This is a genomic window from Sporosarcina sp. FSL K6-1540, assembly GCF_038620285.1.
Classification (GTDB): domain Bacteria; phylum Bacillota; class Bacilli; order Bacillales_A; family Planococcaceae; genus Sporosarcina; species Sporosarcina psychrophila.
The window spans coordinates 2,097,117-2,123,328 of sequence record NZ_CP152018.1 but is presented as its reverse complement, the minus strand read 5'-3'; the positions used below and the strand labels follow the sequence as shown (position 1 = coordinate 2,123,328).

General features: G+C 42.1%; 26 protein-coding genes. 4 read left to right on the top strand and 22 right to left on the bottom strand.

The genetic code is table 11. The features are described from left to right. Positions 1-47 precede the first annotated feature (47 nt). Positions 48-968 (bottom strand): UDP-N-acetylmuramate dehydrogenase, encoded by a 921-nt coding sequence (gene murB / locus MKY15_RS09845; protein WP_067205193.1) that lies wholly within the window; start codon positions 966-968, stop codon positions 48-50. A gap of 198 nt (positions 969-1,166) precedes the next feature. Here murB and MKY15_RS09840 point away from each other — a divergent pair, with 198 nt between their 5' ends. Further along, positions 1,167-1,694 carry a YceI family protein gene (locus MKY15_RS09840; RefSeq protein ID WP_342539594.1) on the top strand — a complete coding sequence of 176 codons (528 nt, stop codon included), beginning with the start codon at positions 1,167-1,169 and terminating at the stop codon, positions 1,692-1,694. Positions 1,695-1,935: 241 nt separating this feature from the next. On the opposite strand, the gene MKY15_RS09835 is transcribed toward MKY15_RS09840, so the two are convergent. Beyond that, the gene (locus MKY15_RS09835; RefSeq protein WP_067205187.1) at positions 1,936-2,574 is read right to left on the bottom strand and encodes a DsbA family oxidoreductase; all 639 of its coding nucleotides are present in this window, start codon (positions 2,572-2,574) and stop codon (positions 1,936-1,938) included. A gap of 102 nt (positions 2,575-2,676) precedes the next feature. Between MKY15_RS09835 and MKY15_RS09830 the strand changes: the two genes are divergently transcribed. Further along, on the top strand, positions 2,677-4,053 hold the full coding sequence (locus tag MKY15_RS09830) for an FAD-dependent oxidoreductase (RefSeq protein ID WP_067205185.1): 1,377 nt from the start codon (positions 2,677-2,679) through the stop codon (positions 4,051-4,053). A 106-nt stretch (positions 4,054-4,159) separates the two neighbouring features. On the opposite strand, the gene MKY15_RS09825 is transcribed toward MKY15_RS09830, so the two are convergent. Then, positions 4,160-5,086 (bottom strand): manganese-dependent inorganic pyrophosphatase, encoded by a 927-nt coding sequence (locus tag MKY15_RS09825; protein WP_342539592.1) that lies wholly within the window; start codon positions 5,084-5,086, stop codon positions 4,160-4,162. Positions 5,087-5,126: 40 nt separating this feature from the next. Continuing rightward, positions 5,127-5,570 carry an Rrf2 family transcriptional regulator gene (locus tag MKY15_RS09820; RefSeq protein WP_067205180.1) on the bottom strand — a complete coding sequence of 148 codons (444 nt, stop codon included), beginning with the start codon at positions 5,568-5,570 and terminating at the stop codon, positions 5,127-5,129. Positions 5,571-5,732: 162 nt separating this feature from the next. Here MKY15_RS09820 and hmpA point away from each other — a divergent pair, with 162 nt between their 5' ends. Continuing rightward, positions 5,733-6,920 carry an NO-inducible flavohemoprotein gene (gene hmpA / locus MKY15_RS09815; protein WP_342539591.1) on the top strand — a complete coding sequence of 396 codons (1,188 nt, stop codon included), beginning with the start codon at positions 5,733-5,735 and terminating at the stop codon, positions 6,918-6,920. A gap of 720 nt (positions 6,921-7,640) precedes the next feature. Here the strand turns inward: hmpA and MKY15_RS09810 are convergent. The 4 genes from MKY15_RS09810 to MKY15_RS09795 all read right to left on the bottom strand — a co-directional run bounded on the left by MKY15_RS09810 (position 7,641) and on the right by MKY15_RS09795 (position 11,448). Further along, entirely contained in the window at positions 7,641-8,441 is an 801-nt protein-coding gene (locus MKY15_RS09810) for an alpha/beta hydrolase (protein WP_067205172.1), read from the bottom strand. 426 nt (positions 8,442-8,867) lie between these two features. Continuing rightward, the gene (locus MKY15_RS09805) at positions 8,868-9,923 is read right to left on the bottom strand and encodes a hypothetical protein (protein ID WP_338653788.1); all 1,056 of its coding nucleotides are present in this window, start codon (positions 9,921-9,923) and stop codon (positions 8,868-8,870) included. Positions 9,924-10,254: 331 nt separating this feature from the next. Next, positions 10,255-10,770 carry a type 1 glutamine amidotransferase domain-containing protein gene (locus MKY15_RS09800; RefSeq protein ID WP_187046535.1) on the bottom strand — a complete coding sequence of 172 codons (516 nt, stop codon included), beginning with the start codon at positions 10,768-10,770 and terminating at the stop codon, positions 10,255-10,257. Positions 10,771-10,833: 63 nt separating this feature from the next. Then, complete coding sequence (locus tag MKY15_RS09795; protein WP_338653790.1) at positions 10,834-11,448, bottom strand: DNA-3-methyladenine glycosylase; 615 nt, start codon at positions 11,446-11,448, stop codon at positions 10,834-10,836. 198 nt (positions 11,449-11,646) lie between these two features. On the opposite strand from MKY15_RS09795, the gene MKY15_RS09790 reads away from it, so the two are divergent. Then, positions 11,647-11,937, top strand: a complete 291-nt coding sequence (locus tag MKY15_RS09790; protein WP_338653791.1) for a nucleotide pyrophosphohydrolase — start codon at positions 11,647-11,649, stop codon at positions 11,935-11,937. 360 nt (positions 11,938-12,297) lie between these two features. Here MKY15_RS09790 and MKY15_RS09785 read toward each other — a convergent pair whose 3' ends face one another. The 14 genes from MKY15_RS09785 to MKY15_RS09720 all read right to left on the bottom strand — a co-directional run bounded on the left by MKY15_RS09785 (position 12,298) and on the right by MKY15_RS09720 (position 25,994). Continuing rightward, positions 12,298-13,188, bottom strand: a complete 891-nt coding sequence (locus tag MKY15_RS09785; RefSeq protein WP_067205163.1) for a glycine betaine ABC transporter substrate-binding protein — start codon at positions 13,186-13,188, stop codon at positions 12,298-12,300. 14 nt (positions 13,189-13,202) lie between these two features. After that, positions 13,203-13,841 carry an ABC transporter permease gene (locus tag MKY15_RS09780; protein ID WP_067205160.1) on the bottom strand — a complete coding sequence of 213 codons (639 nt, stop codon included), beginning with the start codon at positions 13,839-13,841 and terminating at the stop codon, positions 13,203-13,205. After that, entirely contained in the window at positions 13,838-14,806 is a 969-nt protein-coding gene (locus MKY15_RS09775; RefSeq protein ID WP_342539585.1) for an ATP-binding cassette domain-containing protein, read from the bottom strand. The genes MKY15_RS09780 and MKY15_RS09775 overlap by 4 nt, the downstream gene beginning before the upstream one ends. Beyond that, positions 14,803-15,345, bottom strand: coding sequence for an adenylate kinase (locus MKY15_RS09770; protein ID WP_342539584.1), 543 nt, complete (start codon positions 15,343-15,345; stop codon positions 14,803-14,805). The genes MKY15_RS09775 and MKY15_RS09770 overlap by 4 nt, the downstream gene beginning before the upstream one ends. Beyond that, complete coding sequence (locus MKY15_RS09765) at positions 15,345-15,992, bottom strand: uracil-DNA glycosylase (RefSeq protein ID WP_067205154.1); 648 nt, start codon at positions 15,990-15,992, stop codon at positions 15,345-15,347. The genes MKY15_RS09770 and MKY15_RS09765 overlap by 1 nt, the downstream gene beginning before the upstream one ends. A 120-nt stretch (positions 15,993-16,112) precedes the next feature. After that, positions 16,113-16,454, bottom strand: coding sequence for a DUF6054 family protein (locus MKY15_RS09760; RefSeq protein ID WP_342539581.1), 342 nt, complete (start codon positions 16,452-16,454; stop codon positions 16,113-16,115). 116 nt (positions 16,455-16,570) lie between these two features. After that, the gene (locus MKY15_RS09755) at positions 16,571-17,776 is read right to left on the bottom strand and encodes an MFS transporter (RefSeq protein WP_342539579.1); all 1,206 of its coding nucleotides are present in this window, start codon (positions 17,774-17,776) and stop codon (positions 16,571-16,573) included. A gap of 90 nt (positions 17,777-17,866) precedes the next feature. Then, entirely contained in the window at positions 17,867-18,676 is an 810-nt protein-coding gene (gene zupT / locus MKY15_RS09750) for a zinc transporter ZupT (RefSeq protein WP_067205145.1), read from the bottom strand. Between the two features lie 102 nt (positions 18,677-18,778). Next, a complete protein-coding gene (locus MKY15_RS09745) occupies positions 18,779-20,833 on the bottom strand; it encodes a FapA family protein (protein ID WP_342539576.1) in 2,055 nt (684 codons plus the stop codon). A 222-nt stretch (positions 20,834-21,055) separates the two neighbouring features. Then, on the bottom strand, positions 21,056-22,030 hold the full coding sequence (locus MKY15_RS09740; protein WP_187047763.1) for a siderophore ABC transporter substrate-binding protein: 975 nt from the start codon (positions 22,028-22,030) through the stop codon (positions 21,056-21,058). Between the two features lie 86 nt (positions 22,031-22,116). Then, positions 22,117-22,878: an ATP-binding cassette domain-containing protein gene (locus MKY15_RS09735; protein WP_067205137.1), complete on the bottom strand. Its 762-nt coding sequence runs from the start codon at positions 22,876-22,878 to the stop codon at positions 22,117-22,119. Further along, positions 22,875-23,825 carry an iron chelate uptake ABC transporter family permease subunit gene (locus MKY15_RS09730; protein WP_067205134.1) on the bottom strand — a complete coding sequence of 317 codons (951 nt, stop codon included), beginning with the start codon at positions 23,823-23,825 and terminating at the stop codon, positions 22,875-22,877. The genes MKY15_RS09735 and MKY15_RS09730 overlap by 4 nt, the downstream gene beginning before the upstream one ends. Beyond that, complete coding sequence (locus MKY15_RS09725) at positions 23,818-24,768, bottom strand: ABC transporter permease (RefSeq protein ID WP_067205131.1); 951 nt, start codon at positions 24,766-24,768, stop codon at positions 23,818-23,820. The genes MKY15_RS09730 and MKY15_RS09725 overlap by 8 nt, the downstream gene beginning before the upstream one ends. Before the next feature lie 347 nt (positions 24,769-25,115). After that, on the bottom strand, positions 25,116-25,994 hold the full coding sequence (locus MKY15_RS09720; RefSeq protein WP_187046527.1) for a DUF6612 family protein: 879 nt from the start codon (positions 25,992-25,994) through the stop codon (positions 25,116-25,118). Positions 25,995-26,212: the final 218 nt, after the last annotated feature.

Here is a 26,212-nt window from a genome sequence, read left to right as displayed (position 1 = left end):
AAAAAACAAAAAAGCGGATAGCCCAATCATGGGTCATCCGCTTTTTGCTATTCCGTTATTTCTTCGCCGACGATTTTCACTTCAAGTTCCAGTTCAACGCCGAATACTTTTTTCACTTCCGCTTTCACCATGTTAATTGTCTGAATGTAATCGGATGCGGTCGCATTATCTTTATTGACGATAAAACCAGCATGCTTCAATGAAACTTCTGCTCCGCCATGCCCTTTTCCCTGAAGACCGCAGTCTTGAATAAGTTTGCCCGCAAAATAGCCCGGTGGTCGTTTGAACACACTTCCGGCCGATGGATACTCAAGCGGTTGCTTTGATTCACGCTGGAAGGTTAAGTCTGCTACCTTCCCATCAATGACACCCTGGTCTCCTTGTGCGAGTTGGAAATCTGCCGAGAGAACGTAGTAGCCCTCTTGCGATATAATACTCTTCCTATAACCGAGCTCAAGTTGTTCTTTTGAAAGAACTAACCGCTCTCCAGCTTTCGTTAACACTGTTGCCTGCACAATTATATCTTTTATCTCCCCACCATACGCGCCGGCATTCATCGCCATTGCGCCCCCGATGGAGCCTGGAATTCCACAGGCAAATTCGATACCCGACAGTGTAGTCGCTGCCGCACGTTTTGAAACGTCAATGATTAGTGCCCCCGCCTCGGCATGCACAAGTGATCCTTCAATCCTTATCGTATTGAGTTGTGACAAGTGAAGGACAATTCCTCTTACACCGCCATCCCTGACGACCATATTCGACCCGTTTCCGAGTAATAATAATGGAATATTATTTTTATATGCGTAACGTACTGTCGCCTCTGTTTCATCTATTGTTCCAGGTATGACAAGAAGGTCTGCAGCTCCTCCAAGTTTTGTCATCGTGTATTTACATAGTGACTCGTCAATTAATAATGTACCTGTTGTAATTGTTTTCTGAAGTTCTTCATACCATTGATGTTTCGACATCAACATTCAATCCTTTCAATTTAAAGCTTTTCATCTTTAATAGTATGCTTGCAAACTTATACTTTGACAAGGAATACTAATTAGAATAAAGGTCTTACTATTCACCTTATTCAAATTAAATTCGATTAAATACCTTGACTTCAAGATACTTATCGAATATAGTAAGAACATAACTTATTCAGAGAGGAAGTTTTTCCAATGACAAAATGGACAGTAGACGCTTCACATACAGGTGTTGGTTTTTCAGTTAAGCATATGATGGTTTCTAAAGTAAGAGGACGTTTTACAGGCGTAGAAGGTACAATCGAAGGGAATCCTGAAGATTTGATGGGTGCTAACATCAACTTCACAATCGACGCTACAACAATTCATACAAATAGCGACGATCGTGACAACCACCTTCGTTCTGCTGATTTCTTCGATACAGAAACATTCCCGACAATCACATTCGTTTCAACAGATATCGTAAAAAAAGGCGATAACGAATATGACGTTACTGGCGATATGACAGTTAAAGATGTAACGAAAAAAGTTACATTCGAAGCTGAGTATGAAGGTACAGGTAAAAACCCTTGGGGCGTAGACGTAGCTGCTTTCGAAGTCGAAGGGAAAATTTCAAGAAAAGAATTTGGTCTTACATGGAACCAAGCGCTTGAAGCAGGCGGCGTTCTTGTAGGTGACGACATTAAAATCACAATCGATTTACAAGCAAACCCAGCTCAATAATAACAAAAGCGCAAGCGCCTGCTAAGCCCCGACAAGCGCCGGAAGGCTTGAAGGGAAAGGCGTTCTTTGCCTTTATCAGCAAGCCTTCCGGCGCTTGTCGGGGGGCTAGGCGCTGGAGTCTAGACGTGAAATCTCTATGTTGTAACTTATCCTAGTTCGAGATTTTATAATTTAATAAATAACTTAAAAAATCGGCCATGCGATCATTATGATCACATGGCCGATTTTTTATTTCTTTTGTTTAAACTTCTTCTTCCGCGGCTTGTCGAAGTGCATTTGCAAATGCTTCTGCCGGCTGAGCTCCTGAGATTGCATATTTGCGATCGATAACGAAAAATGGAACACCTTTCACACCTATTTGCTGGGCTTCTGCGATATCCATTCTTACATCATCTGCAAACTCATCAGAATCAAGAACTGCTTTCGCACGGTCGCGTGAAATTCCTGCTTCTTCGGCAATGCGAAGCAATACGTCTTCTGCACCTATTTTTTCACCATCTATGAAATAAGCTTTCAGTAAACTTTCCGATACAGTCTTATCGAAACCTTCCTGTTCAGCAAGTTTCGCTAGACGGTGTGCATTAAATGTATTCGCTGGCGTCATTACGTCAAAGTTATAATTCAATCCCACAGATTTTGCCTGGTCCACTACATTATCAGTCATCTTCTTCGCTTCTTCCACACTCATCCCATACTTCTTCGCAAGGACTTCTGTCATCAGTGTATCGGATACTGCGGGCGAATTCGGATCTAGTTCATATGCTTTGAAAACAACTTCAGCCTTTTCCCCAAGACCAGTTTGCTCTAATGCCTCTTCTAATCTGCGCTTTCCAATATAACAAAATGGACAAACATAATCTGACCATATTTCAATTTTCATTTTTCCCGCCACCTTTCATACTCTTCATTTTAAATTCAATCAAAGAAGGGAACAATGAATATGCTTACTACTATTTCAAGCAGACTTGACGGAGGTTATTTTATGTCCAATTCATTATGGCTTAGTACTGCATATCCACGTGAACCATATCCAAAACTTGAGGGCGATGTCACCTGCGACGTCTGCATCATCGGGGGCGGACTAAGTGGAATTGCAAACGCCTATTTTCTAGCTAAAGAAGGGAAAGATGTTATCCTTCTCGAAAAAGATACAATCCTAGCGGGAGCTACGGGCAACTCCACGGGAAAACTGACTGCCCAACATGACTTCGTTTATGCAAAGTTACTAAAACAGTTTGGACGAGACAATGCAAAAATGTATTTTGAAGTGAACGAAGAAGCCGTTCAATTTGGGAAATCTATTGCAATAAAAGATGAATTAAAGGCAGCTGACTCCATTCTTTATTCTCAATCTAAGCTGGGCACTGAATTACTCCGTTATGAGATGAATGCATACAAGGAACTTGGCATCCCAGGTGAACTGGGGAGGAATTCTGAATTACCGATTCAGATTGACGCAACACTTACATTGAATAACGAAAGTCAGATTCACCCTGTGCGATTCGGACAACATCTTGCGCGTCTTGCGGTTGAAGCAGGAGCGCGTATTTACGAACATTCGGATGTTTTATTAATGGATTTAAAGAAACGTCTACTTTCTATGAAATCGGGACATGAAGTTCAATTCAAGGAACTAATATTATGTTCACACTACCCGATTGAAGCACTGCGTGGGCTACAAATTATGAAATTATCTGTCGATCGATCTTATATCGTCGCGGCAGAAGGTGATATGCCACTTCGCGGACAGTATATTGCAGTCGATGAACCAAAACGGTCCATCCGAACGGCACAAATCGATGGAAAAACGTATTTTCTGCTGTCTGGGGAAAGTCATCAGGCGGGAATGGAAAGCGATACACAGATACATTACAATCGGCTTTACACCGATTTGCAAGATGTGTATAACCTCTCTCCCCTGACTCATGGCTGGTCCGCGCAAGACCCGCAGACACCCGATCTGATTCCATACGCGGGAATTATTTCTTCCAGCATGCCTTACGTCTATTTAAGTACGGGATATCGAAAATGGGGACTATCGAATTCAATGGCGAGCGCCCGGATTATCAGCGATCTAATTGTCGGCAAAGAGAATCGTGCTTCCGAACTTTATTCGCCTGATCGAACAGGGTTTGGTACATTCTTACTGCAAGCTTTGAAAAATACTGGGCTTGTCTTAAAAGAGTTTACTGGCGGTCATATTACACGGACGGACTCCCCCATCTGTACGCATATGGGCTGCCGGACGAGGTGGAATGCCGGCGATGAAACATGGGATTGCCCGTGCCACGGCTCACGCTTTCGAAAAGACGGCTCCGTCCTCGAAGGCCCTGCGACGAAACCACTTGATTTGAAATAGGATATGGCTATCATAACTAATCCGAGATACCAGCTCATCCTCAATTAAAACAAAAAGGTTGCAATCCACTTTACGCGGACTGCAACCTTTTCCTATTCACTTCATATCATTTCAATGCTTCAGTCAATACTGGAACAATTTGCATCTTACGGGAGACGACACCTTTCAATGTTGCCGTGTTGTTCACGAGTGTAACATTGAATGCTTCGCTAGCGCGCCCCGCTTCTTTACCAAGTGCCAATACGATTGAGTCGTTGTTCAATATGTCAGTTACGACAAACAAAAACAGGTCGAGCCCTTTTTCAGCAATGACACGGTATAGAAGGTCTTCCAAATCGGCTTGACGATTCATAACATCATTGATGTCAATTGCATTCACTTGTGCAATTTCAATCTTCACTTCATTGATACCAAATTCTTTCGCATCAAGTTTCACAAGATCTTCGAGCGTTTTACCACTTAAATCTGCACCAGCTTTCAACATAGCCAGTCCATATTCTTGTGCATTCACACCTGTGATAGCAATCAATTCTTCAACCGCAGCACGGTCTTGGTCTGTATACGTCGGTGACTTGAATAATAGTGAATCCGAAATAAGTGCAGACAGCATAAGCCCAGCAATATTTTTCGGTATTTCAACACCGTTTTCTTTATATAGTTTGTTTAAAATCGTTGCCGTACATCCTACCGGCTCTGCACGGTAATAGAGAGGATCGTTCGTTTCAAAGTTAGCAATTCTATGATGATCGACAACTTCGATTACTTGCACATCATCAATATCATCCACACTTTGCTGTTTTTCATTATGGTCGACGAGAATGACTTTCGCTACTTCTGGCGCGGCTTTTTCGATAAGACGTGGCGCTTCAAAACCAAAATATTCAAGCGCATATGCCGTTTCATTCGTTACATCACCGAGTCTTACTGCTTCTGCATTCATTCCCAATTGCTGCTTTAAATACGCGTAACTGATTGCCGATGAAATTGAATCGGTATCAGGATTTTTATGTCCAAAAACAAAAACTTTTCCCATGAAAAATAGCCCCCTGTTTTTTATATTCTATTTCATTTTATCATAATGGATGGTCAAACAAAATCGCTTTGAGCTCATCTTTATTAATGATAAAATCTGCCACTGTATAGTTATCTAAAACTGCTAAATAAGCATTTAACGCTTCGTGTAATGCACCTTTTAATCGGCAAACCGGGGAAAGAATACAACTATTCGACTCAGAATTAAAACATTCAACAAGATGAAAATCATCTTCCGTCCTTCGAACTAGTTTTCCAACGTTGATGTCTTTAGGTTCCACTTTCATCCTGATGCCACCACCACGACCGCGTATCGTTTCGATTAACCCCATCTTCCCTAGCTCGTGCACTACTTTCGTCAAATGATTTTTCGAGATATTGTATGTATCTGAAATTTCCTGGACCGTTGATAATTCCCCTGGCTCTTTTGCTCCCAGATAAATTAAAACACGCAACGAAAAGTCTGTGTACATCGTTAGACGCATAACTTCACCGCTCTTTCAAATACCATTATAACGTTTGTGGCAATTACGTGAAAGAAATGTGACTAACTTTCTAACACCCTCTAAAGATGTATTATAAATATATCTTTAAGCGCTTTTATAGTTTAAGCTTGAGTTAACAACTACGAAAGGTCGTGCTACAACATGCTATCACAAGAAAACATTACCATTATCAAATCAACCGTACCTGTATTGGAGCAACACGGTAAAACAATTACAACAGTGTTTTATAAAAATATGTTCGAGGCTCACCCTGAACTGTTGAACATCTTCAACCATGCCAATCAATCCCAAGGACGTCAACAAAACGCACTTGCAGGACTGGTTTACGCGGCAGCTGCAAATATCGATAACCTCAGCGCTGTTTTACCTGCTGTCGTTCAAGTTGCGCACAAACACAAATCACTCAACATTACACCAGAACAATATCCAATCGTCGGCTACTACCTATTAGGCGCTATAAAAGAAGTATTAGGTGAAGCTGCAACTCCTGAAATTATTGGTGCTTGGGGAGAAGCCTATGAAGTTATCGCAGGTGTCTTCATCGGTATTGAAAAGGAAATGTATGCCAAAGCTGAGGAAGTGGATGACGGCTGGAAAACATTCAAAGACTTTGTAATCGCGGATAAAGTAGTTGAAAGTGATGTTATTACATCATTCTATTTAAAACCTGTTGATGGCAAAAAAGTACCCTCATACAAACCAGGACAATACATCACGTTACGTGTCACAATTCCAGGAGAAGACTATATCTTGAATCGCCAATACAGTTTGTCACAAGCACCAACAGGAGACTCCTACCGCATTTCTGTTAAACGCGAAGATGAAGTCACACCGAACGGTAAAATGTCCGTTAACCTTCATCGTGAAATGAATGTCGGTGACACAGTTGAAGTTAGTGTTCCAGCGGGTGTATTCCACCTTGATATGGAAAGTAAAAATCCAGTGACACTTATTAGCGGCGGTGTTGGTATCACGCCAATGATGAGCATGTATGAATCCATCGCCAAAACAACACCAGAACGGCCGGCTGCATTCCTACATTCTGCACGTACACGCAAACACCAAGCATTCGATGCAAAATTACGCACGTTGAATGAATCTATGCCTAGTTCCACATATGCCGTGCTCTATTCAGAAGAAGGTGATGGCTTCATCAACCGAGACTTCCTTGCCGCTAACGTCATTGAAGGCAGCGATATCTACGTTTGTGGACCAACGCCTTTCATGCAGGCTGTCATTAAAGGTCTATATGCACTCGGTGTTCCAGAAGAAAAAATAAACTTCGAATTCTTCGGCCCTGCTGAGGAACTAGAACTTGTAAACGCATAATCCGTGACACCTGTTGTTTAGCCAAGAGTAACCAGTGAATAACATGATCATCTACTGGGTGCTACGTGTTTAGTTGACTTTGGATTGAATGACTTCTATACGATTACCGAAATGTCTGGATGTGTAGGGATGCGACTTTGTCGCATCCCTACACATTTTTTCGGTAATCGTATGGTGATCCTTCATCCTTCGCGCTCCAAATGCATAAGTACACGAAGTGCTAAAGCTTTTCGGGACGAAAGAATAAAGGGGCATCTACCCGGATAAAAGCCGCCAAAGATGCAATTTTGGCGGCTGATGCTTTCTTTAGGATTTTCACTTCTTTACTAGTAAAGAAGTGTCGCTTTCTATAAGGTCTCACATAATTACATGCAGAATCTTTGCTAAAAGTAAGCAAGGAACCAATTATACAAAGTGCAAGAGTGCCCGAAATTGCATCTTCGGACACTTACACTCTCCATAGAATGTCATCTATTCTTTTCTTCCAAAACTACTGCATTTTTCACTTGAACATTGAAGGAACGCGACAGGCAACTATTCGCAACAGTATTACTGAAAAGAGTATGGCCCCCTCAGTAAATCTGTCATGAATAGTTAGTCGAAAGCGGGCCGAAAATAGTGCAGTGAAAATGAAGGTCATCAAGCCCTACTCACCAGTATTTCATGCAAATAAATGGTTGTTCAACAGACGTGATCATTCGTCAATCTGCAGAAAAGCCGTCATCCCAGTTGGATGGCGGCTTTTCTTTGTTCGATTTTAGCTATATAATCGATGGCTAACTTATTGAACATTTCCGGTTGGTCGATATTACAAACATGGCCGGACTTTTCAATTTTAACGAATTCAAATCCTTTATTTTTACGAACAACTTCCTCAATCGGCGGAATGAACAAATAATCTTCCTCACCCATCAAAAATAATGTTGGAATGGCCGTTGTCGATGCTTGTAAGCGGGTCAAGTATGGATTTATAAGCTTAGTAAGGGAAAACCATTTGATAAATTCCTTCTGGTACACTTTTTTGGCTTCATTTACGAAAGCCATTCGCGATTCTTCGTGCTGTTTACGCGGCATAATAATATAAGCAAATAATTTATAAAGGAGCATATAAGGGACAAAACGCTTTACTACACGCCCCCCCAATAATAATAACTTTGTTCGGATATCAAAACGAATAATCGCTCCACCAAGAATGAGTGAGTTTACACGTTCTGGGAAGTTATCTGCCATAGTCTGTGCGACGATCGTCCCGAGTGACATGCCGATAACATGCGTGTCTTTTATGCTAACCTCGTCTAGCACTTCAATTACTTCCTTCGATATATCCATAAATGTATCGCCTTTTTTCCACATTCCACCGGCAGATTGTCCGTGCCCCCGAAGGTCAATTAGGAGAACATTATGTTGTTTTCTAAATTCCCGAATTTGTTTGTACCAGACAGAAGAGCTTCCGCCCGCGCCATGTATGAATGTTACCCAAGGGGTTGTCGGGCTAATTTCGTAAGTTCTATAGTGAAGCAAGCTGCTCACCCTTCCAAGTTAACTATGTCTATTAAACCATCATACATGGAACCAACTCAACCTTCATAAGTGTTCAATCGCTTTATTCTCTGAAAGAGCGACTTCTTTTCGACACAAACTGCAGTAAGAAAAGCGCAAGTGCCTTGGAGACTAGACGTGAATTATCACTTTTCACTATATAAGTTGAAATAATGATTCCCTTCAAATCCGCTACGGCGCTCGGGTATGCCTCCCGCCCTAAGCCAAGCAGCTTCGCCGCCAGACTTAGGGCTTCGGCTCCCCCTTGTAAGGCGCCTTCGCTCAGTTAATATAGGTATTCATTTGTTCAACATATATAGAAAGAGATTTTGTAATTTCCCAAGCCACAAAAAACAAAAACGGTCATCGAAGCTCAGCTCCGTGACCGTCCCTGTTTTTGAAACAGCTTTAGCTCTTAACCTTTGCCGGAAGTTTGAATGATGCGTAAATCAGCGCTACAACAAGGAACAGACCAAGATATCCGATTGTTGGATAGAGTTTAGCTACAAGTTCCTTAAAGCCGACAAAGCTCAATCCAAATCCAATAATGAGGGTGATCAAAACGAAAACATTGAATTTCTTCGTACCAATTTGAATGAAACGTGCTCCGAAAGAATAGAACATGCCGACCGCAGTATTGAATATCATGCCGTATAGGATGAACGCCATGAATATGCCAAGTATAGGCGAAACATCGTTGATGATTGCCAACATTGGCATCTCAGCATCTCCAACTGTTTCGATTTTAGCGAAAATCGCCAAGTGGCTAAGCAAGATAAGAATCCCTAAACCAAGTCCTCCGACAAATCCGCCCCATGCCGCTATTTTCTCATCCTTCTCTGTTCCTCCCATGACAATGGTCATTGAGGCTCCTACAGCTATGTTAAACGACACATAGTTGATTGATGAGATGAACCAGTTTGGCAATGTCGTTTTTACGCCTTGAGCAATTGGATCGAGGACTGCAAAAGAAGTGTCCATGGTTGTTAAACAATAAATAGATACAAGGACAACCGCAAGAATAAGGAATGGTGTAATACTTCCAATTATGCCGACGACCTTATCGACATTAAGCATAACCGTCAACATGACAAGAACAATCATAAGAAGACTGCCGACAAATGGCGGCAACCCGAACTGCTGGTTCAAGTTTGCACCTGCCCCTGCAATCATAACAACCCCTACACCAAATAACGTAATAATTATTATGTAATCAACAATAATCCCTAAGTAACGACCACTTATTTTATAAATGACCTCTTTATGAGAAGTGGTCTGCATACGACTTCCAAGTCGAGTGAGTACCATACCGAGATAAGCAAAAAATGCTGTCGAAATAATTGCCCCCACAATACCAAGAAGACCGAAACTTGTAAAAAATTGTAGAACTTCCTGTCCGGAAGCAAAACCTGCTCCAACGATTATACCGATGAAAGCGCTTCCCATTTTAAGTACTTTTTTCATGATGTCCCCCTAGTTAGTACACGGCACTAAAAATTAGCAACTCCATAAAACCGTCACATTTTTAATATTAAGTGTTATAGTACTCTTCTAATTTATCACTCTTCGGATACCTTTTCAACAATAACAAAAAATTAAGCGCCTAGTCAAGACCGGCAGATATAGGGCAGAACAGCAGAGATGCGTTTCAGTTGGCATATCCCCCACACCCCTTAAGCATTGAAGTTTAGACGTGAAACCTTCTCCACAGTTTGAGTTTTATAGTCTCCTACTAATACAAAAAAGGCCGCATAATCGGCCTTCTTTGTATTATTTGCTATTCTGCTAATACTATTTACTTTTCGAGAAGTTTTAATGATTCACGATTAAACGCTGGTATGTCCTCAGGTGTACGACTTGTCACAAGCTGATTTTGGCACACGACAACTTCTTTATCCACATATTTCACACCTGCATTTTCCATGTCAACTTTTATCGATTTATAACCCGTTGCATCTCTTCCTTCAAGGGTTTTAGCTGTGATTAAAAGCTGAGGACCATGACAGATTGCAAATACCGGTTTTTTATCATCCATGAACGTCTTCGCAAATTGCACGAAGCGGTCGTCTGCACGTAACTGATCCGGGGAGAATCCTCCAGGGATAAATAATGCGTCAAAGTCTTGCGGTTTTACATCATCGATGCCGAAATCCGTCTTAACTTTTGCAGTACCTTGCTTCCCGGTCACTTCTACACCTGCTGATTTTTCAATTGTCACTACTTCATGTCCAGCATCCTTGAATGCTTTTGCTGGTTCCGTGTACTCCGAGTCTTCAAATAGATTCGTGATTAAAGTTGCTATTTTAGCCAATTTAAATGCACTCCTTTTTTTGTTTGTACTCTTGTTCTATACCTCTTTGAGCTACATTTAAACTTAAGGACGATACTTGGAGACATAAGGATTATCTTTTTCATAAAAACGCCATGGATAATGAACTGCTTCCCCGGAGTTTCCAATACCCACTCGGGGACCTGCCATAATTTCTTTAGGTGCAGCACCTGCGGCAATAAATAGCGGTTCATCTGTCCAATGATGACCGTAATACTTCATTGTCACACCAAGTGCTTTCGATAATTTCCCTGGGCCATTTGTCCAATCTGTCATTTTTAAATGATGGCCGCGATTCTCCTGTATCAGTTCTAATCCAGTCACTGGCTCTCCTGCCCTGATAAGAATGGCATGGGGTGTTCCAATTGCTCCGCTCACAACATTCATTAAGGTATGTGTATGCATTTGATAGGTATAAATAAGTCCAGCGGTTCCAAACATGATTTCTGTCCGCTTCGTTCGACGATTATCAAAACTATGCGCCGCTCTGTCTTCAGGTCCATGATATGCTTCCGTTTCAACAATACGAACCACAATATCCCCTTCTGGCTGTTTGTGCACAATATACTGTCCGAGCAAATTTCGGGCCAATTCGAGTACAGGTGCCTCAAAAAATAATTTATCTATAGGTGTATAAATCGCAATCGCCCTCCACTTCATTATTAGTATTCCCTAGAATCACAAGTCTAAGTAACGTATACTCAAGAAAAGCACAAGGCGCCGTCTAGCTCCGACAGGCATACGACGGTTTGTGGAGAGGGCGTTCTACAGCCCTCGCAATAAAAAATTCCTAATGCCCCGAGGAGTTGGCGCCTGAAGCTGGACATCAAGAAAAACTGTCGAAAGGATGAGATAAGTTTGGAAAAGCTACAAACTGAAATACGTGAATTTACGAAAGCTCGCAATTGGGGCGGCAATCATGATGCTCGAAATCTAGCCATTTCAATTTCTTTGGAAGCAAGTGAGTTACTAGAACACTTCCAATGGAAATCTGGAGAAGAAGCAGTCGCTCATAATAAACAGGAAATCGCGGATGAGGCAGCGGACGTATTTATTTATCTATTACAATTCGCTGATCTCATCGGCATAGATTTGGAAGAAGCTGCACGTGCGAAGATGAAGAAAAATGCAGAGAAATACCCTGTATGAATTAAGTAAACCGTTCCCAGTCTTGCGGGAACGGTTTTTGTTAAAGGCAAAAAGCGCCTTTCTCTTAACGCCCTCCAGCGCTTTTCGGGTCTACCAAGGCGCTTGCGCTTTTCTTATTGTCTAGCTACAGCGCCTAGCCCCTCGGGTCGCTTCAGTCCTTAAGTTAAAGGCAAAAAGCGCCTTTCTCTTATGGTCCTCCAGCGCTTTTCGGGTCTACCAAGGCGCTTGCGCTTTTCTTTATTGTCTAGCTACAGCGCCCAGAGGCTTGGGTCATAAGTCAGTCCAGCTATGCAGCAAAGAACGCTGCTTCGCTAGCCCGTCTTATGCCTGTCGCCTCTACCAAGGCGCTTACGCTTTTCTTTATTCCTTAATTAATTCTTTTTCAATCAAAAACGCGCGGGCAACGTCTTCTGGTTTCTCTTTATCCAAATCAACGCGGGCATTCATTTTCAGCATATCTTCTTCCGTAATTTTTCCTGCTAAGCTATTAAGCACTTTTTCAAGTTCAGGAAACTTCTTCAATGTTTCCTGACGCACGACTGGTGCTGCATCATATTTCGGGAAAAATCCTAGATCGTCTTCCGTTGTGGCAAGATCGAACATCTGAATACGGCTGTCTGTTGTGAATGCTGGAATAACATCAACATCCCCATTTTTCACCGCTTCATACATCACATTTGGGTCCAGGCTCTTCGTGTCTTTGAATGTAAATGGATAAGAAATTACCATATCATCATAGCCATCACCTTTACGCTCATAGAAAGCATGCGGTGCTCCAAATATCATTTCTTCATCTGCGGAAATTCCTGCGAGGTCGGAGTATGTTTTCGCATTGTATTCTTTATCCTTCGTGAAAGCCAACGTATAGCCGTTTTCGAAACCAAGTGGCTCTAGCCATGTCACTCCAAATTTATCTTCATAGCCTTTTTTCACACGTTCCAAAACGCTTTCAGAACTCTCTCCCGCTTTCGATTCTTCTTTCAGAACGTCTTTCAAACCCGTTCCTGTATATTCTACGTAAAGATCGATATCGCCTTTTTCAAGTGCAGGCGTCATGATAGCTACTTCACCTAGACCATCTTTATACTTCACTTTATAATCCGTTTCTGCCTCAATATATTGCCCTAAAATATGCGGCAGTATGAATTGCTCTGTCCATGGCTTACCACTGATAACAATTTCATCTTTTCCGCCGCACGCCCCAAGTAGCAGTGTCAACGACATTAAAATAATTCCTAATCCTTTTTTCATCTTTCTTCCCCCTATCAATGTTGTACGCCTTTTGGAGTTACCTTCTTCTCTACCCATTTTAGGATGAAGTCAAAAGCGATGGCGAGTAATGCAACTGGCAGCGCTCCTGCAAGAACAAGCGCATTATTATAAGATTGCAAACCCCTATAAATAACATCTCCCAGTCCGCCTGCCCCGACGAATGTTGCAAGCGTGGCAATACCTACCGTCAGCACAGTCGCTGTCCGAATACCCGCCATGATAACAGGCAAGGCAATCGGAAACTCAATTTTCTTCAAGATTTGGTTGGGCGTCATCCCCATTCCGCGTCCCGCTTCGACAATCGCCTCATCGACACCTGTAAGACCCGCATATGTATTGCGCACGATTGGTAACAATGCGTAAATAATAAGTGCAATAAGAGCCGTTTTTGAGCCTATTCCGATTAACGGAACAAGAAAACCGAACAATGCAAGGCTTGGTATCGTCTGTAAAATCGCTGCTACACCAATGATTGGCTCTGCAAAACGACGATGACGGGCAACCAGCATTCCAGTTGGTAGAGCAATGAGTATCCCGATGGCAAGTGCTACGAAAGACAGAAAGATATGTTGGAGAAAAGCTTCTGTAATCATGTCTGAACGACTAGTCACTGTCTCGATAAAGTTCTTCATGATTTCACCCACTTCCCGTTATCCATTGACGCTTGCAAGAGCGAATGATGACCAATATAGCCAATCACAACTCCATCTTCAGCTACGGCAAGACGACTGCTAGGATGGGCATCCAGGACAGTAATTGCATCATCGACTGTCAGCATTGAAGGCACTTCTCTTACTTCGCCTGTCCATGTTTCATCATAGAATCTAACGAACTCTTTAATAGGCCTCTGACCGAAATTACGCTGTCTGTCAATTCGTTCCTGTCCAATGAATTCACGAACGAAATCATTTGCCTGATTTTCAATCAATTCATCAGGCGAAGATATCTGCTCAATTTGCCCCTCCCGCATCACGATAATTACATCCGCAATTTCGAGTGCTTCGTCCATATCGTGTGTTACAAATACAATTGTCTTTTTGATTTTCTTCTGTAGCTTCTTCAATTCTTTTTGGAGCTGTTCACGGCTGATAGGATCGAGTGCCGAAAAGGGTTCGTCCATTAAAATAATGTTCGGGTCACTCGCAAGTGCCCGGCTAACGCCGACCCGCTGCTGTTGACCGCCTGATAGCTCAAAAGGGTAACGTTTCTTAAATACAGCCGGATCAAGATCCACCATATCAAGTAATTCATCGACACGAACAGCAGTTTTCTCTTTATCCCACTTGAGTAATTCAGGAACAAGTGCAATATTATCTTCAATCGTCATATGAGGAATGAGACCGATTCGTTGAATAACATAGCCGATTGAACGGCGTAGCTCCACTTCGTCTCGTTCGAAGATTGGCAGCTCATCGATATAGATGGCGCCTTCTGACGGCACTTCCAGCCGATTAATCATCCGCATAAGCGTCGTCTTTCCACAGCCAGAAGGGCCAATAATGGCCGTTAACTTATTTGTCGGGATTGTCACGGACACATTCTTCAACGCTTCCGTTCCATCCGCAAAACGTTTTGTTACATTTTCAAAGCGAATCATAGAACTCCTCCTTTTGTATTTCTTTGCGGTGTAGTCGCTAACCATCTTTCAACTTCAACCGATGTCTTCAGCAGTACGACATCCGCTTGAGTTTTCCGCAAAATGTCTAACACACCCGGTCGAACGTCTTTCGGATAGCGCCAAATCCAGCGGACAAAATTCATATCAATCTTTTCGGGACATCCCTCCGCCATATCTGGACGTGTCTGTCCCCAATAACTCCATACCCTCTTCGTGACCCGTGATAAGCAAAGCCAGTTCGAAAAATCAAGAAAGATGATTAGATCCGCATATTGTGCTCTCATTTCAAGTGTGGAATTGAAATGCCCATCGATGATCCATTTAGGCTGCGCTACCACGTCTTTCAACATCTCACGGAATTCCGGTTTTGGTGTAGGTATCCATCCTTCATTCCAAAACAGTGCATCAAGATGATGCAAAGGCAATCCCCACCTCATAGCGAGCTTGCGTGACAGGATCGACTTTCCAGCTCCACTGCAACCGATAATCAGTACTTTTTTATGATGAATCGCTTCCACTAATTCATCTCCCCCAATATACGGCCAATCTCCAACCAATCTGCATCTAATGAGGGTCTATGCGACGGCCTGTAAAAGATAGACGCGGGATGAAATGTCGGCACTATCCTGTACAACTTCTGTGTCAAGTTGAAGCTCGTATCATCTAATTCTTTTAAAAATTGAATGGGGCGATCCAACAGCTGCCCGTGAAGCTCCGTCACCTTCGCCTCTTTGCCAAGTAATCGCTGCAATCCGACGTTACCAAGCGTGACAATGAGCTTCGGCTCAATATTTGCTAGTTCATAATCGAGCACTGGCGCATGTGCCAAAATTTCTTTCATGGTTGGTGGCCGATTATATTTCCGTTCTGTCGTGGTTCCGTCACGGTTATTTTTCGTTCCCCATCTATATGGCCTGCTGCGGACTGCACTTGTAATATAAACGTCTTCACGTGTTAAACCGATTGTCTCGAGTGACTTCATCAGTTCCTTCCCAGCACGACCGATAAAAGGAATGCCATCAACCAATTCGAATTCACCAGGTGCTTCGCCGATTAGCATCAGCTCCGGTTTTATGGGACCTTCTCCGTAAATAAACCCCTCCACAGGAAAACCTTCTATCCGTTCCCGGCCAAGGTTCGCAATCGATTCAGGTATACGGAACATCTAAGCACCCCTCTCTTGTGTTTTCATTTTAACAAAATAAGCCTTTCCATCAAAAGGAAAGACTCTGGACTATGTCGCTATTGGTTTGTTGCGTTGATTATTTTTGCCTATCTCTTCATTCTAACCCACTATATACGATCCCAATGCAGACTCCACACTGTTCGCAAAATTATTTCCAGCGCCCCAATCAAAGCGCAGGAACATCCCTTCTGAACCGCCGGATGCGACCGCATGGACTTTCGTTTGTCCTTCTAAATTATCGATTGTCACAGTAAGCGACGCGCGGTTGCTGGACCTCATATAATACTTTTCCAACACTAGGACATGGACTTCATATTCGCCTTGCTGCCTCACATACCGATCGACAAGCGTTCCACTGATACTCCCTCTGACTACAAATTTCTCAATAACATCCATTGCCTCCGCTGGTAAAATAGATACAGTAAATTCGCGTACTGACATATTCTCATCCCCTTTATCCTTACCTTCTTTTACGGATGAATAGCGGTGGAAGTTTCATTTGATTAATTTTAAAAAAGCCTGCCCTCATCACAAAAGGCAGGCCTTCATTCATTCATTCATTCCAATTCAGTCTGTTTCGTTTCTGTTCCTAAAAAGACAACGGCTATCACACCGATAATAATCGCGCCACAGAAGATACCGAATACCAAATCGAATCCGTAACCTGCCGCAAGAAGTGTACCGATGAGTAACGGTCCGAATATACCGCCAATACGGCCAACCGCTGCCGCCATTCCAGATCCTGTTGCCCGGATTGCAGTCGGATATTGTTCTGGTGAATACGCGTACAAAGCTCCCCAAGCACCTAAGTTAAAGAAAGATAACAATGCACCTGAAGTGAGAAGCAATGGAAGTGTTTCTGCGTTCCCAAAGAACAATGCACTTGCTGCAGTTCCAAGAAGATACGTGGCAAGAACAAATTTCCGTCCTGCTCTCTCGATTAACCAAGCAGCTGTAAAATAGCCTGGCAATTGAGCAAGCGTCATAATAAGAACGTATTTGAAGCTATGAATCAAATCAAAGCCTTTCATTACCATAACACTTGGTAACCACAGGAACATGCCATAATATGAAAATACTACCGTGAACCAGACGATCCAAAGCATGAGTGTTCGTCGTGCATACTTTTTCGACCACAGTGTTCTAATCTTTTCTACAGCTGACTGTTTCGGTTTGCCATCCAGCTCAAACTTCGGAGAATCCGGTAATCTGCGTCGAAGATAGATGGCGTAAAATGCCGGCAATGCTGTAATAATTAACGCAAGTCTCCAGCCATAGTTCGGAATAACAAAGTAGGCGATGATTGCGGCTAGCAACCATCCTGCTGCCCAAAAACTTTCAAGGAGCACGACAACACGCCCCCGTTCATGCGCCTCAACGCTTTCAGATACTAATGTCGATGCGACTGGCAACTCGCCACCAAGTCCTGCTCCGACAAAAAAGCGGAGGATCAGAAAAGCAGTAAGCGTCATCGTCAACGCAGATAATCCACTAGCCACAGAAAACAGGACAAGCGTCATCATAAATACGTTTTTCCTACCGATTTTATCCGCAAGCATTCCAAATCCTAATGCACCAACCGCCATCCCAATCGAGTTGACGCTGCCTATCCAACCCATTTGAGATGGCGTCAACTGCCATTCTACTGCAAGTGCCGCGATAACGAACGACAGAATTCCGACGTCCATTGCATCGAACATCCAGCCCGTTCCCGCAAGCCCTAATAATTTATTTCGGGAAATTTCCTGTTTCTGTTTCTTCATAACGTCTCTACCCCTCGTAGTGTAGTGTATAACACGGTGTCTTTACACCTGTCATTATACCTTACACACCGAATCCACACAAAGGTTTTTTTACGCGACAAGCACGAGACTAACAGCCATTACCGCCATTCCAGCCATAAAACCGTAGACCGACAAATGCGCTTCGCCGTATTCCCGAGCAGCAGGCAATAATTCATCGATTGAAATGAATACCATAATTCCTGCTACAGCAGCAAAGATAACGCCGAACATAATACCGTTCAAATAAGGCATCAAAATAAGATAGGCCACAATCGCACCAACTGGTTCTGCCAATCCAGAAAGAAACGATAACTTAAATGCTTGCTTACGATTACCCGTCGCAAAATAAATAGGTACGGCGACAGCAATCCCTTCTGGAATATTGTGTATCGCAACTGCGATGGCAATAGCAATTCCAAGCGTAGGGTCTTGCAACGCCGAAGTGAATGTTGCAATTCCCTCTGGAAAGTTGTGTATGGCAATAGCGAGGGCTGTAAACATACCCATTTTTTTCAGTTTGGCATATTCGTCATTCGTCGGACCTGCATTCACGTCTTCTACACTCTTTACCTCATGCGGATTCCCAATCGCAGGAATCAGACGATCGATAAGTGCAATCAACAGCATTCCGCCGAAAAAGCCGGCAATTGTCACCCAATAGCCATTGGTTAAGCCCAAATCTAACACAAGTGCATCTTTAGCTTTTACAAATATTTCGACAAGTGACACGTAAATCATAACGCCCGCTGAAAATCCGAGGGCTATCGAGAGGAACTTTGTATTCGTCCTTTTTGTGAAAAATGCAAGTAAGCTACCGATTCCCGTTGCAAGTCCCGCAAAAAGAGTAAGGGCGAATGCAAACAGTACATTTCCATCCATGTATACATCTTCTTTCTATTTCTAGGTTAGAACTATTGTATGCTATGAGTTTCCCTAACTCAACATCTGGCCTGTACTATTTTCATGTTCAACAGGAATTCTTTATTTTATCAATAGCATTCCTTCATCATCCAGACGAGCAAAAACACCCATTTCATTGGCTGTAAATCTATAAGACCTATTTCCAACATGAATTTCTGTTCCCGCATGCGCATGCCCAATTGTGATATTCCCTTTTTCTCCTGTTCGGACAACTGTCTTAATTAAGTTTACGGACCCTGTATTTTGGAGGGATATTTTATTGGCTGCGATGATTTCCCCACCGCGGCAAACACCACGCACTTTTATATCGTGACCTGCTGTAACCGAACTATGATAAAGCCCTTTCGAGGTCACCTCAATATTGCCATTACTATATAACACGCTATTAATAGCATAGGGTACTGAAAGGTATAATTTCGGAGCTGCTTTCTCACCATACAATTCCACAAGCGTTTTTACTTCCCCGATTAAAAGTTCGAAACCACCCATGTCTTTCAATTGCTTATTTTCAGAAGTTATAAATACCTCATATAATTTGGCTGCCATTTCACTCCATTCTACCGGCAACTGGAGAGAATGATTTTTAACTTTTTGGAGGAAGTGCCTATTCAAATCTTGGAATGCCGTATATTTCTTTTCGAGCAAGAGCCTAATAAGATGGTTCAACTCAGCTGAACTGAGGCTATCGTCCGTCTCTCCCCGTATCAGGAGTATCTGTTGGATTGCAGCTTGAATTAGTTCCAGATACCCCTTAATTTCACTAAGTTGAGTTGTTAGTTCTCCTATTATAAACTCATGTTGCCCGACGCTAATTGTGGAGGAAAAAACATTCCCTTTTACGACAGCCGATTTCATGGCATGAATCGTCGCTTTCGTCACAGAGCCCCCTATGTTAACTGTTCCTGTCGCCCCCACGAACATTGAAGGTTGTATATTCCCTTGTATACTTACGTTCCCCTCAAAGCGAATATTTCCGCTCGCCATATCGACTTCCCCTTGGTGATGAAATTCATGATTGACATCAATTTTCACAAGCTTATTTCGCCATTCCACGGATGGTTTCCCTGAAATCGCTGCAACAATATCATTGTCCACCTGTGTTACATTCACACCAAGACGCAGGACAATGTCATTCGCCTTTTTCACAGGGATCGCTTTCCCAAGAAGGCTACTGCCTGGTGTTCCCTGAATCGGTGGTATATAGGTTGCAATGACTTGTCCAGCTTCTACCGACACAATCAGGTTCATCTCATGGAAATCCACCTTTTCCAATTCCCCCGGTGTTTTTTCCTGATAGTCGATATGCATTTCTAAATCGCCATCCAGTCCTTCAATTGGAGGTACCCCTTTTGCCACAATCGTTTCAAACGGTTTGATCGTGTCCGTCACTTTCTTGATAGCCGGGAAGAGCAACCCTTTTTGTATGCCTAATGATTTCAGGTGCTCAACAATTACTTGAGGGTCTAAATCATTGTAGTACTCAATTTCCTCATCTGCTTCAATATGAAGAACTTGTTCGAACTCCGTATCGCGTAAAGTGTGCTTCACCTTTTTCCCAGGTGTGAAAATAAGCATGGCAAGCATGTCATGCTCAATCAATTGAATTTCAAAATGTGGTGGAATAAGCCCATCGCTTACTGTCACTTCTACTTTATCTCCAGGTGAAATAATTGCTTGCCGCTTTATTTGTTTTCCATTGATTGAGAAATTAACATTTGAACCAGGAACGACTATGGGGTATTTTTTACCTAAAAACTGTATATCAATCTTTTCATTGCTAATACGTGCCCCAGCTACTTTACTAATTGCTGATGACAGGCCACCCAGAGGCTGGGCATCGTTCCATTCCCGATTCGTCCCTTCTGTTGGTACTAATCTATCGAGATATTGTTCGATTGCCAGATTCCGATCTTGCGTCTTTTTCGTAGCGGATGGTGATTCTATGATTTGTGTAACATTTACTTCAGCCAACGTTTTTCGTAAGCCAAAAAGATTCTTTCGCGGATTCGACAACACTTCAATATGGACTTCTTCCAATTTCAATTCTGTAATCGATAAGGCTAGCCGAACAGCTTCCTCAATCGTTTCTGCTTTTACCGTAATAGATTTCCCCATATCTTCCCCCCCCATTTCAAATCTAATTTCCGTTTTAGGCTAGTACATTAATCTTATCATATTTTTCTGTATTTTCTATCATTATACCCAGTGTTTAGATAGTAAATGTGTAAATGCGACCTAATTCGCTAAGGGTTGTCCACAGGCCGATAGTTTTATATTTTTCTATACAACAAAAAAAGAGCCGGTTCACTTTTCAGTGAATCGGCTCTCTTGCTATTTTTACAATACCGCTTCGACTTCTTTAATCATTTCTTTCACAGATTGAAGTCCGCCACCAGACAGGTACCAATAGTCAGGATCTAAGTAAATGATTTTACCGTCTTTATAAGCGCTTGTTTTCTTCACAAGGTCGTTTTCAATTGAATCTTTTGCACTTGCATCGCCGCCAATCGCAGCGTCACGGTCGATAACAAAGAGAATGTCTGGGTTTGTTTCAAGGATATATTCGAATGTGATGCTTTGACCATGAGTCGATACTTCAAGTTTTTCATCAGCTGCTTTAAAGCCAAATACATCATGAATAATACCAAAACGTGAACTCAGTCCATAAGCACTTACTTTTCCTTCATTTCCAAGAATGATCAATGATTTCGCATCGCTCTTGCTTGATTTTTCATTAATCGCTGCAATTCTTTCGTCAATGTCTGCAAGTTCTGCTTTCATTTCATCTTCCTTACCAAAGAGTTCAGCAACCATTTCCATGTTTTCTTTGAATGACTCCATGTAGTTTGTTGTATCCACTCCTACAAAGATTGTTGGAGCAATTTCACTTAGTTCATCGTACATAGCAGATTGACGTCCTGAGATGAGGATAACATCTGGTTTCATTGCATGGATTGCTTCAAAATCAGGTTCTTTAAGACCGCCAACGTTTACATACTTTGAATCTTCATATTTTGACAAGTATGAAGGAATGTTCTTTTGTGGAACACCTGCTACTTCAACGCCAAGCTCGTCTAGCGTGTCAAGCATACCAAAATCGAATACGACAACTTTTTCAGGATTTTTTTCGACTGTAGTTTCGCCAAGGTCGTGCGTAATTACCATTGGTTCTGCTGTTTCAGTTTCTTCAACTTTTGGCTCTGTTTTGTCACCAGTTGTTTTATCGTCTGTTGCATCTTCGTCTTTCGATCCACAAGCTACAAGTACAGCCATTAATGCGAACAACATCATTGTCATTAGTATTTTCTTCATCATTACCATCCTTTTAGTTGTATTGTAAGTTTAAATCTCTTTACTTGAATCGATTTATAAACTCCAGGTAACTACACTTTTCTTGATTAAGAGTCGAAGTACACACATATACGACAATTAGCCATTTGTTTAATTGGAATATCCATATCGTAGATATCCTTTAATGCATCAGAAGTGATGATTTCATCTGTCGGACCGTCTTTGACGACACGTCCCTCTTTAAGCGCAACAATCCGATCCGAATAAACGGATGCGAAGTTAATGTCATGTAAGACGATGACAACTGTTTTCCCTAAATCATCTACAAGTCTTCTCAATATTTTCATGATCTGGACGGAGTGCTTCATATCCAAGTTATTCAGCGGTTCATCAAGCAATATATAATCCGTATCCTGCGCGATAACCATTGCGATGAATGCCCGCTGGCGTTGTCCACCTGACAGTTCGTCGAGGTAATCGTCCTGCATATCCATTAGATCCATATAATCCATCGCTTGATTGACGAAACGAAGATCTTCGGCCGTCAGCCTCCCCCTTGAATGTGGGAATCGACCAAACGACACTAGTTCACGAATTGTTAAACGGACGTTCATGAAGTTCGACTGTTTCAAAATCGAAACTCGTTTTGAAAAATCGTTCGATTTCATCTGTTTTACATTGTCTTTATCAACCAGCACTTCCCCCGTATCTGCATCTAGCAGACGGCTTACCATTGATAGAAGTGTCGATTTACCAGCACCATTCGGTCCGATAAAAGACGTGATTTTTCCGCGGTGGATATTCACGCTTACTTTTTCAACGACCGCTTTTTTTCCATAAAACTTCGATAGCTCACGGACTTGGATCATGTAGATCGACTCTCCTTTAATAGTAAGTAGATGAAGTAAATGCCGCCGATGAAGTTAATAATGACACTGAGAGTCGTCGAGAACGTGAATATTCGTTCAACAACCCATTGTCCCCCGACAAGCGCGATAATACTCATAATAGACGCACCCGCAATAAGGATGCTATGCCTATACGTTTTGAAAAACTGATAGGACAAATTCGCAACGATCAAACCAAAAAATGTGATTGGACCTACTAGTGCAGTTGAGACCGCTATTAAAACAGAAGATAGGATTAGCATGGTCTTGACGACTTTGTCGTAAGAGACACCTAAGTTAAGTGCGGTGTCCCTTCCAAGTGACAGAACATCAAGTTGGTTGAAGTATCTCCATCCAATGACGAGACTGATGATAACGATGGCAAATGCCCACCAAACGAGTTCACCGCTGACGTTGTTGAAACTGGCAAACATCCTATCCTGTACAAGCATGAATTCGTTCGGATCAATTAACACTTGCAAAAATGTCGATATGCTTCCGAAAAATGTCCCGACGATAATTCCTACAAGAAGCAGGAAATAAATTGGGCGTTTGCCCCCCTTGAATAAAAATCGATAGAGGATAAGCGCGAATACAACCATTGCAGAAACAGATATTATAAAATTCACCTGTTTATTGACGATTATCACATGACCCGAACCAAGGAAGAAAATGATTGCGGTCTGCAACAATAAGTACAGTGAGTCAAGACCCATAATACTCGGTGTCAAAATACGGTTATGTGTAATTGTTTGGAAAATGACCGTTGAGTACGCGATTGCAACACCCGTGATGGCCATTGCCATCACTTTGATACCGCGGCGCGGTAACGCATAGTCAAAGCTTCCGTTTAACCCTTGGAAAAGATACAGAATACAGAATATAGCTGCGATTACAGAGAGAATGATGAGTTTCGTTGAGTTACGCATAGGCCTTCCTCCTAAACAATAAATAGAGGAATATTCCACTGCCAATAACGCCTACCATCAAACTAATTGAAATCTCATACGGATAGATAAGCACTCTACCTAAAATGTCACAGACAAGCAGGAATATCGCGCCTAGCAGTGCTGTATGAGGCAATGTCTTCTGTAAATGATCTCCTTTAAAAATAGAAACGATATTCGGAATGATCAATCCAAGGAAGGGAATCATTCCGACCGTCAAGACGACGGTAGTGGTAATAAGCGCAACAAGGATTAGTCCGATATTGACGATCCGCCTATAAGCAAGCCCGAGGTTTTTCGAGAAATCTTCACCCATTCCCGCAACAGTAAACCGGTTTGCGTACAAATATGTGATGATTAGCACGGGAATGCTTATGTATAGAAGTTCATAACGTCCTTTCATAATCATCGAAAAATCACCTTGTAACCATGCCGACATATTTTGAATGACGTTCGCTTTGTAAGCGAAAAACGTCGCAATAGATGACAAAATATTACCGAACATAAGCCCAACTAACGGAATGAAAATCGCATCCTTGAATTTGATACGGTCAAGGATTTGCATAAACAGTAGCGTGCCGGCAAGCGCGAATACAAATGCGACAATCATCTTTTCAATTGTGGATGCGTTTGTGAATAACAGCATCGAAACAAGAATCCCGAGCCGTGTCGCATCCAAAGTTCCTGCTGTTGTCGGTGAAACGAATTTATTTCGGCTCAGCTGTTGCATAATGAGACCTGCTATACTCATCCCTGCTCCTGCAAGAAGAATAGCGACAAGTCGCGGCACGCGGCTGATTAGAAAAATTTCGGTTGCTTCCGATTTAAAATCAAGCAGACCCATTGGCGTAATATGGCTCACTCCAACAAATAGCGATAGGAATGAAAGACTGATAAGTGCGATGACTAAGTAACGTATCTTCATGGGTATCCCCGATATCGATTATTTACTACCAATTGAGAATCCGTTAATGAAAACAGTTATCAATTAGCGCAAATTCAATTATAGCATGCTAGAAACAACTGTCAATGAATAACTGAAAATCATTATCAGTGAGAATACAAGAACAAGTAGGCTACCCTTGGCTACCACTTTTCATATAGTCAGTCATGCGAGTTTATGGACGGTTTGGGATTTGTTGTTATTAATCTTCCGGGTTTTATGATTGGTCTGAGTTTTTTACTGGTCTGGCAGTGTTTCTGATAGATTCCCTTGTTTTTACTTATTGCAATAAAAAAAAACACCGGAGTGGATAACCGGTGCCCATTGTTTCACTGCCCCATCGATTCATTGATATCGACAGCGTTATCTAGTATTTCTTGTGGAATTTTAATTGTGTCGATTTCGTTAATTTTACTGATGTCGGCTTTTACTTTCTGGTCAATATGCATTTCTTCGCCTTCGACTTCCATCGTCATATCCATATTCATATTGAACGCATTTGTGTAGAATGTCTTTTTGTCGATGAAGATTTCATACTCGAGTGATTTCACTTCCATATTTTCCATCACTTCCGCCTGTTCTTCATTCATTTCCATACCAGCAGGCATGTTTTCAGTAGCAACTTTTTTGAATAGCTTGCTGAATTTATCGCCTGCTGCGGATAATGTAAGGATGTAAGCATCATCCGTTTGCTCAAACTTGAAGTCATCTGTAAATTCTTTGAACATGTTCATGTCAAGTGTCGGATCCGCTCCTCCGGACAGTTGGCCACTCATTTCCTCATACATTTCATTTGGTAGCTTAATCCAATCACCCGACTCCGGATCTTTCATGAAGAAGCCTGCATCTGTCATATAGATTTCCATGTCCATCTTCCCTTGCTCACCCATGTCCATATTCATCTTCTGATACATCGAGAGTGGTTCCATAACCATATCCATGTCCATATTTATCTTACTGTTCATTTCAAACTCTTGGCTTGGTACTTTAATCAGCTGATCGATATCCATTTTGGCGTGCATACTCTTTTGCTCTTCCGAAACTGCCATCACCTTCTCATAAACTTCCTGCGCTGTCATGTCGCTCTTATTCTGGACTTCTACCTTCTTGCCCGTATCAGGATCTGTTTTCGGCTCCGCTGTCTTACCACATGCACCAAGTCCAAGTACAAGAATTCCTGCTGCAATACCCTTCATCAAATTGTTCATATTATCCGCTTCCTTCCAATTGCTAATTTTATCTACATATACTCATACGGCTCAAAACACAAAGAGTTCCACATTTCAAAGTAATTGAATATTATTACTCAATTACTTATTCACATCTATTGAACTACATGAGTATTATTTCGGTTTCAGAAATTAATTATCGTCTTCTGTCGCTTTTTCCGCTATACTAGCAATTATCAGACTAAAGGGGATTAAAA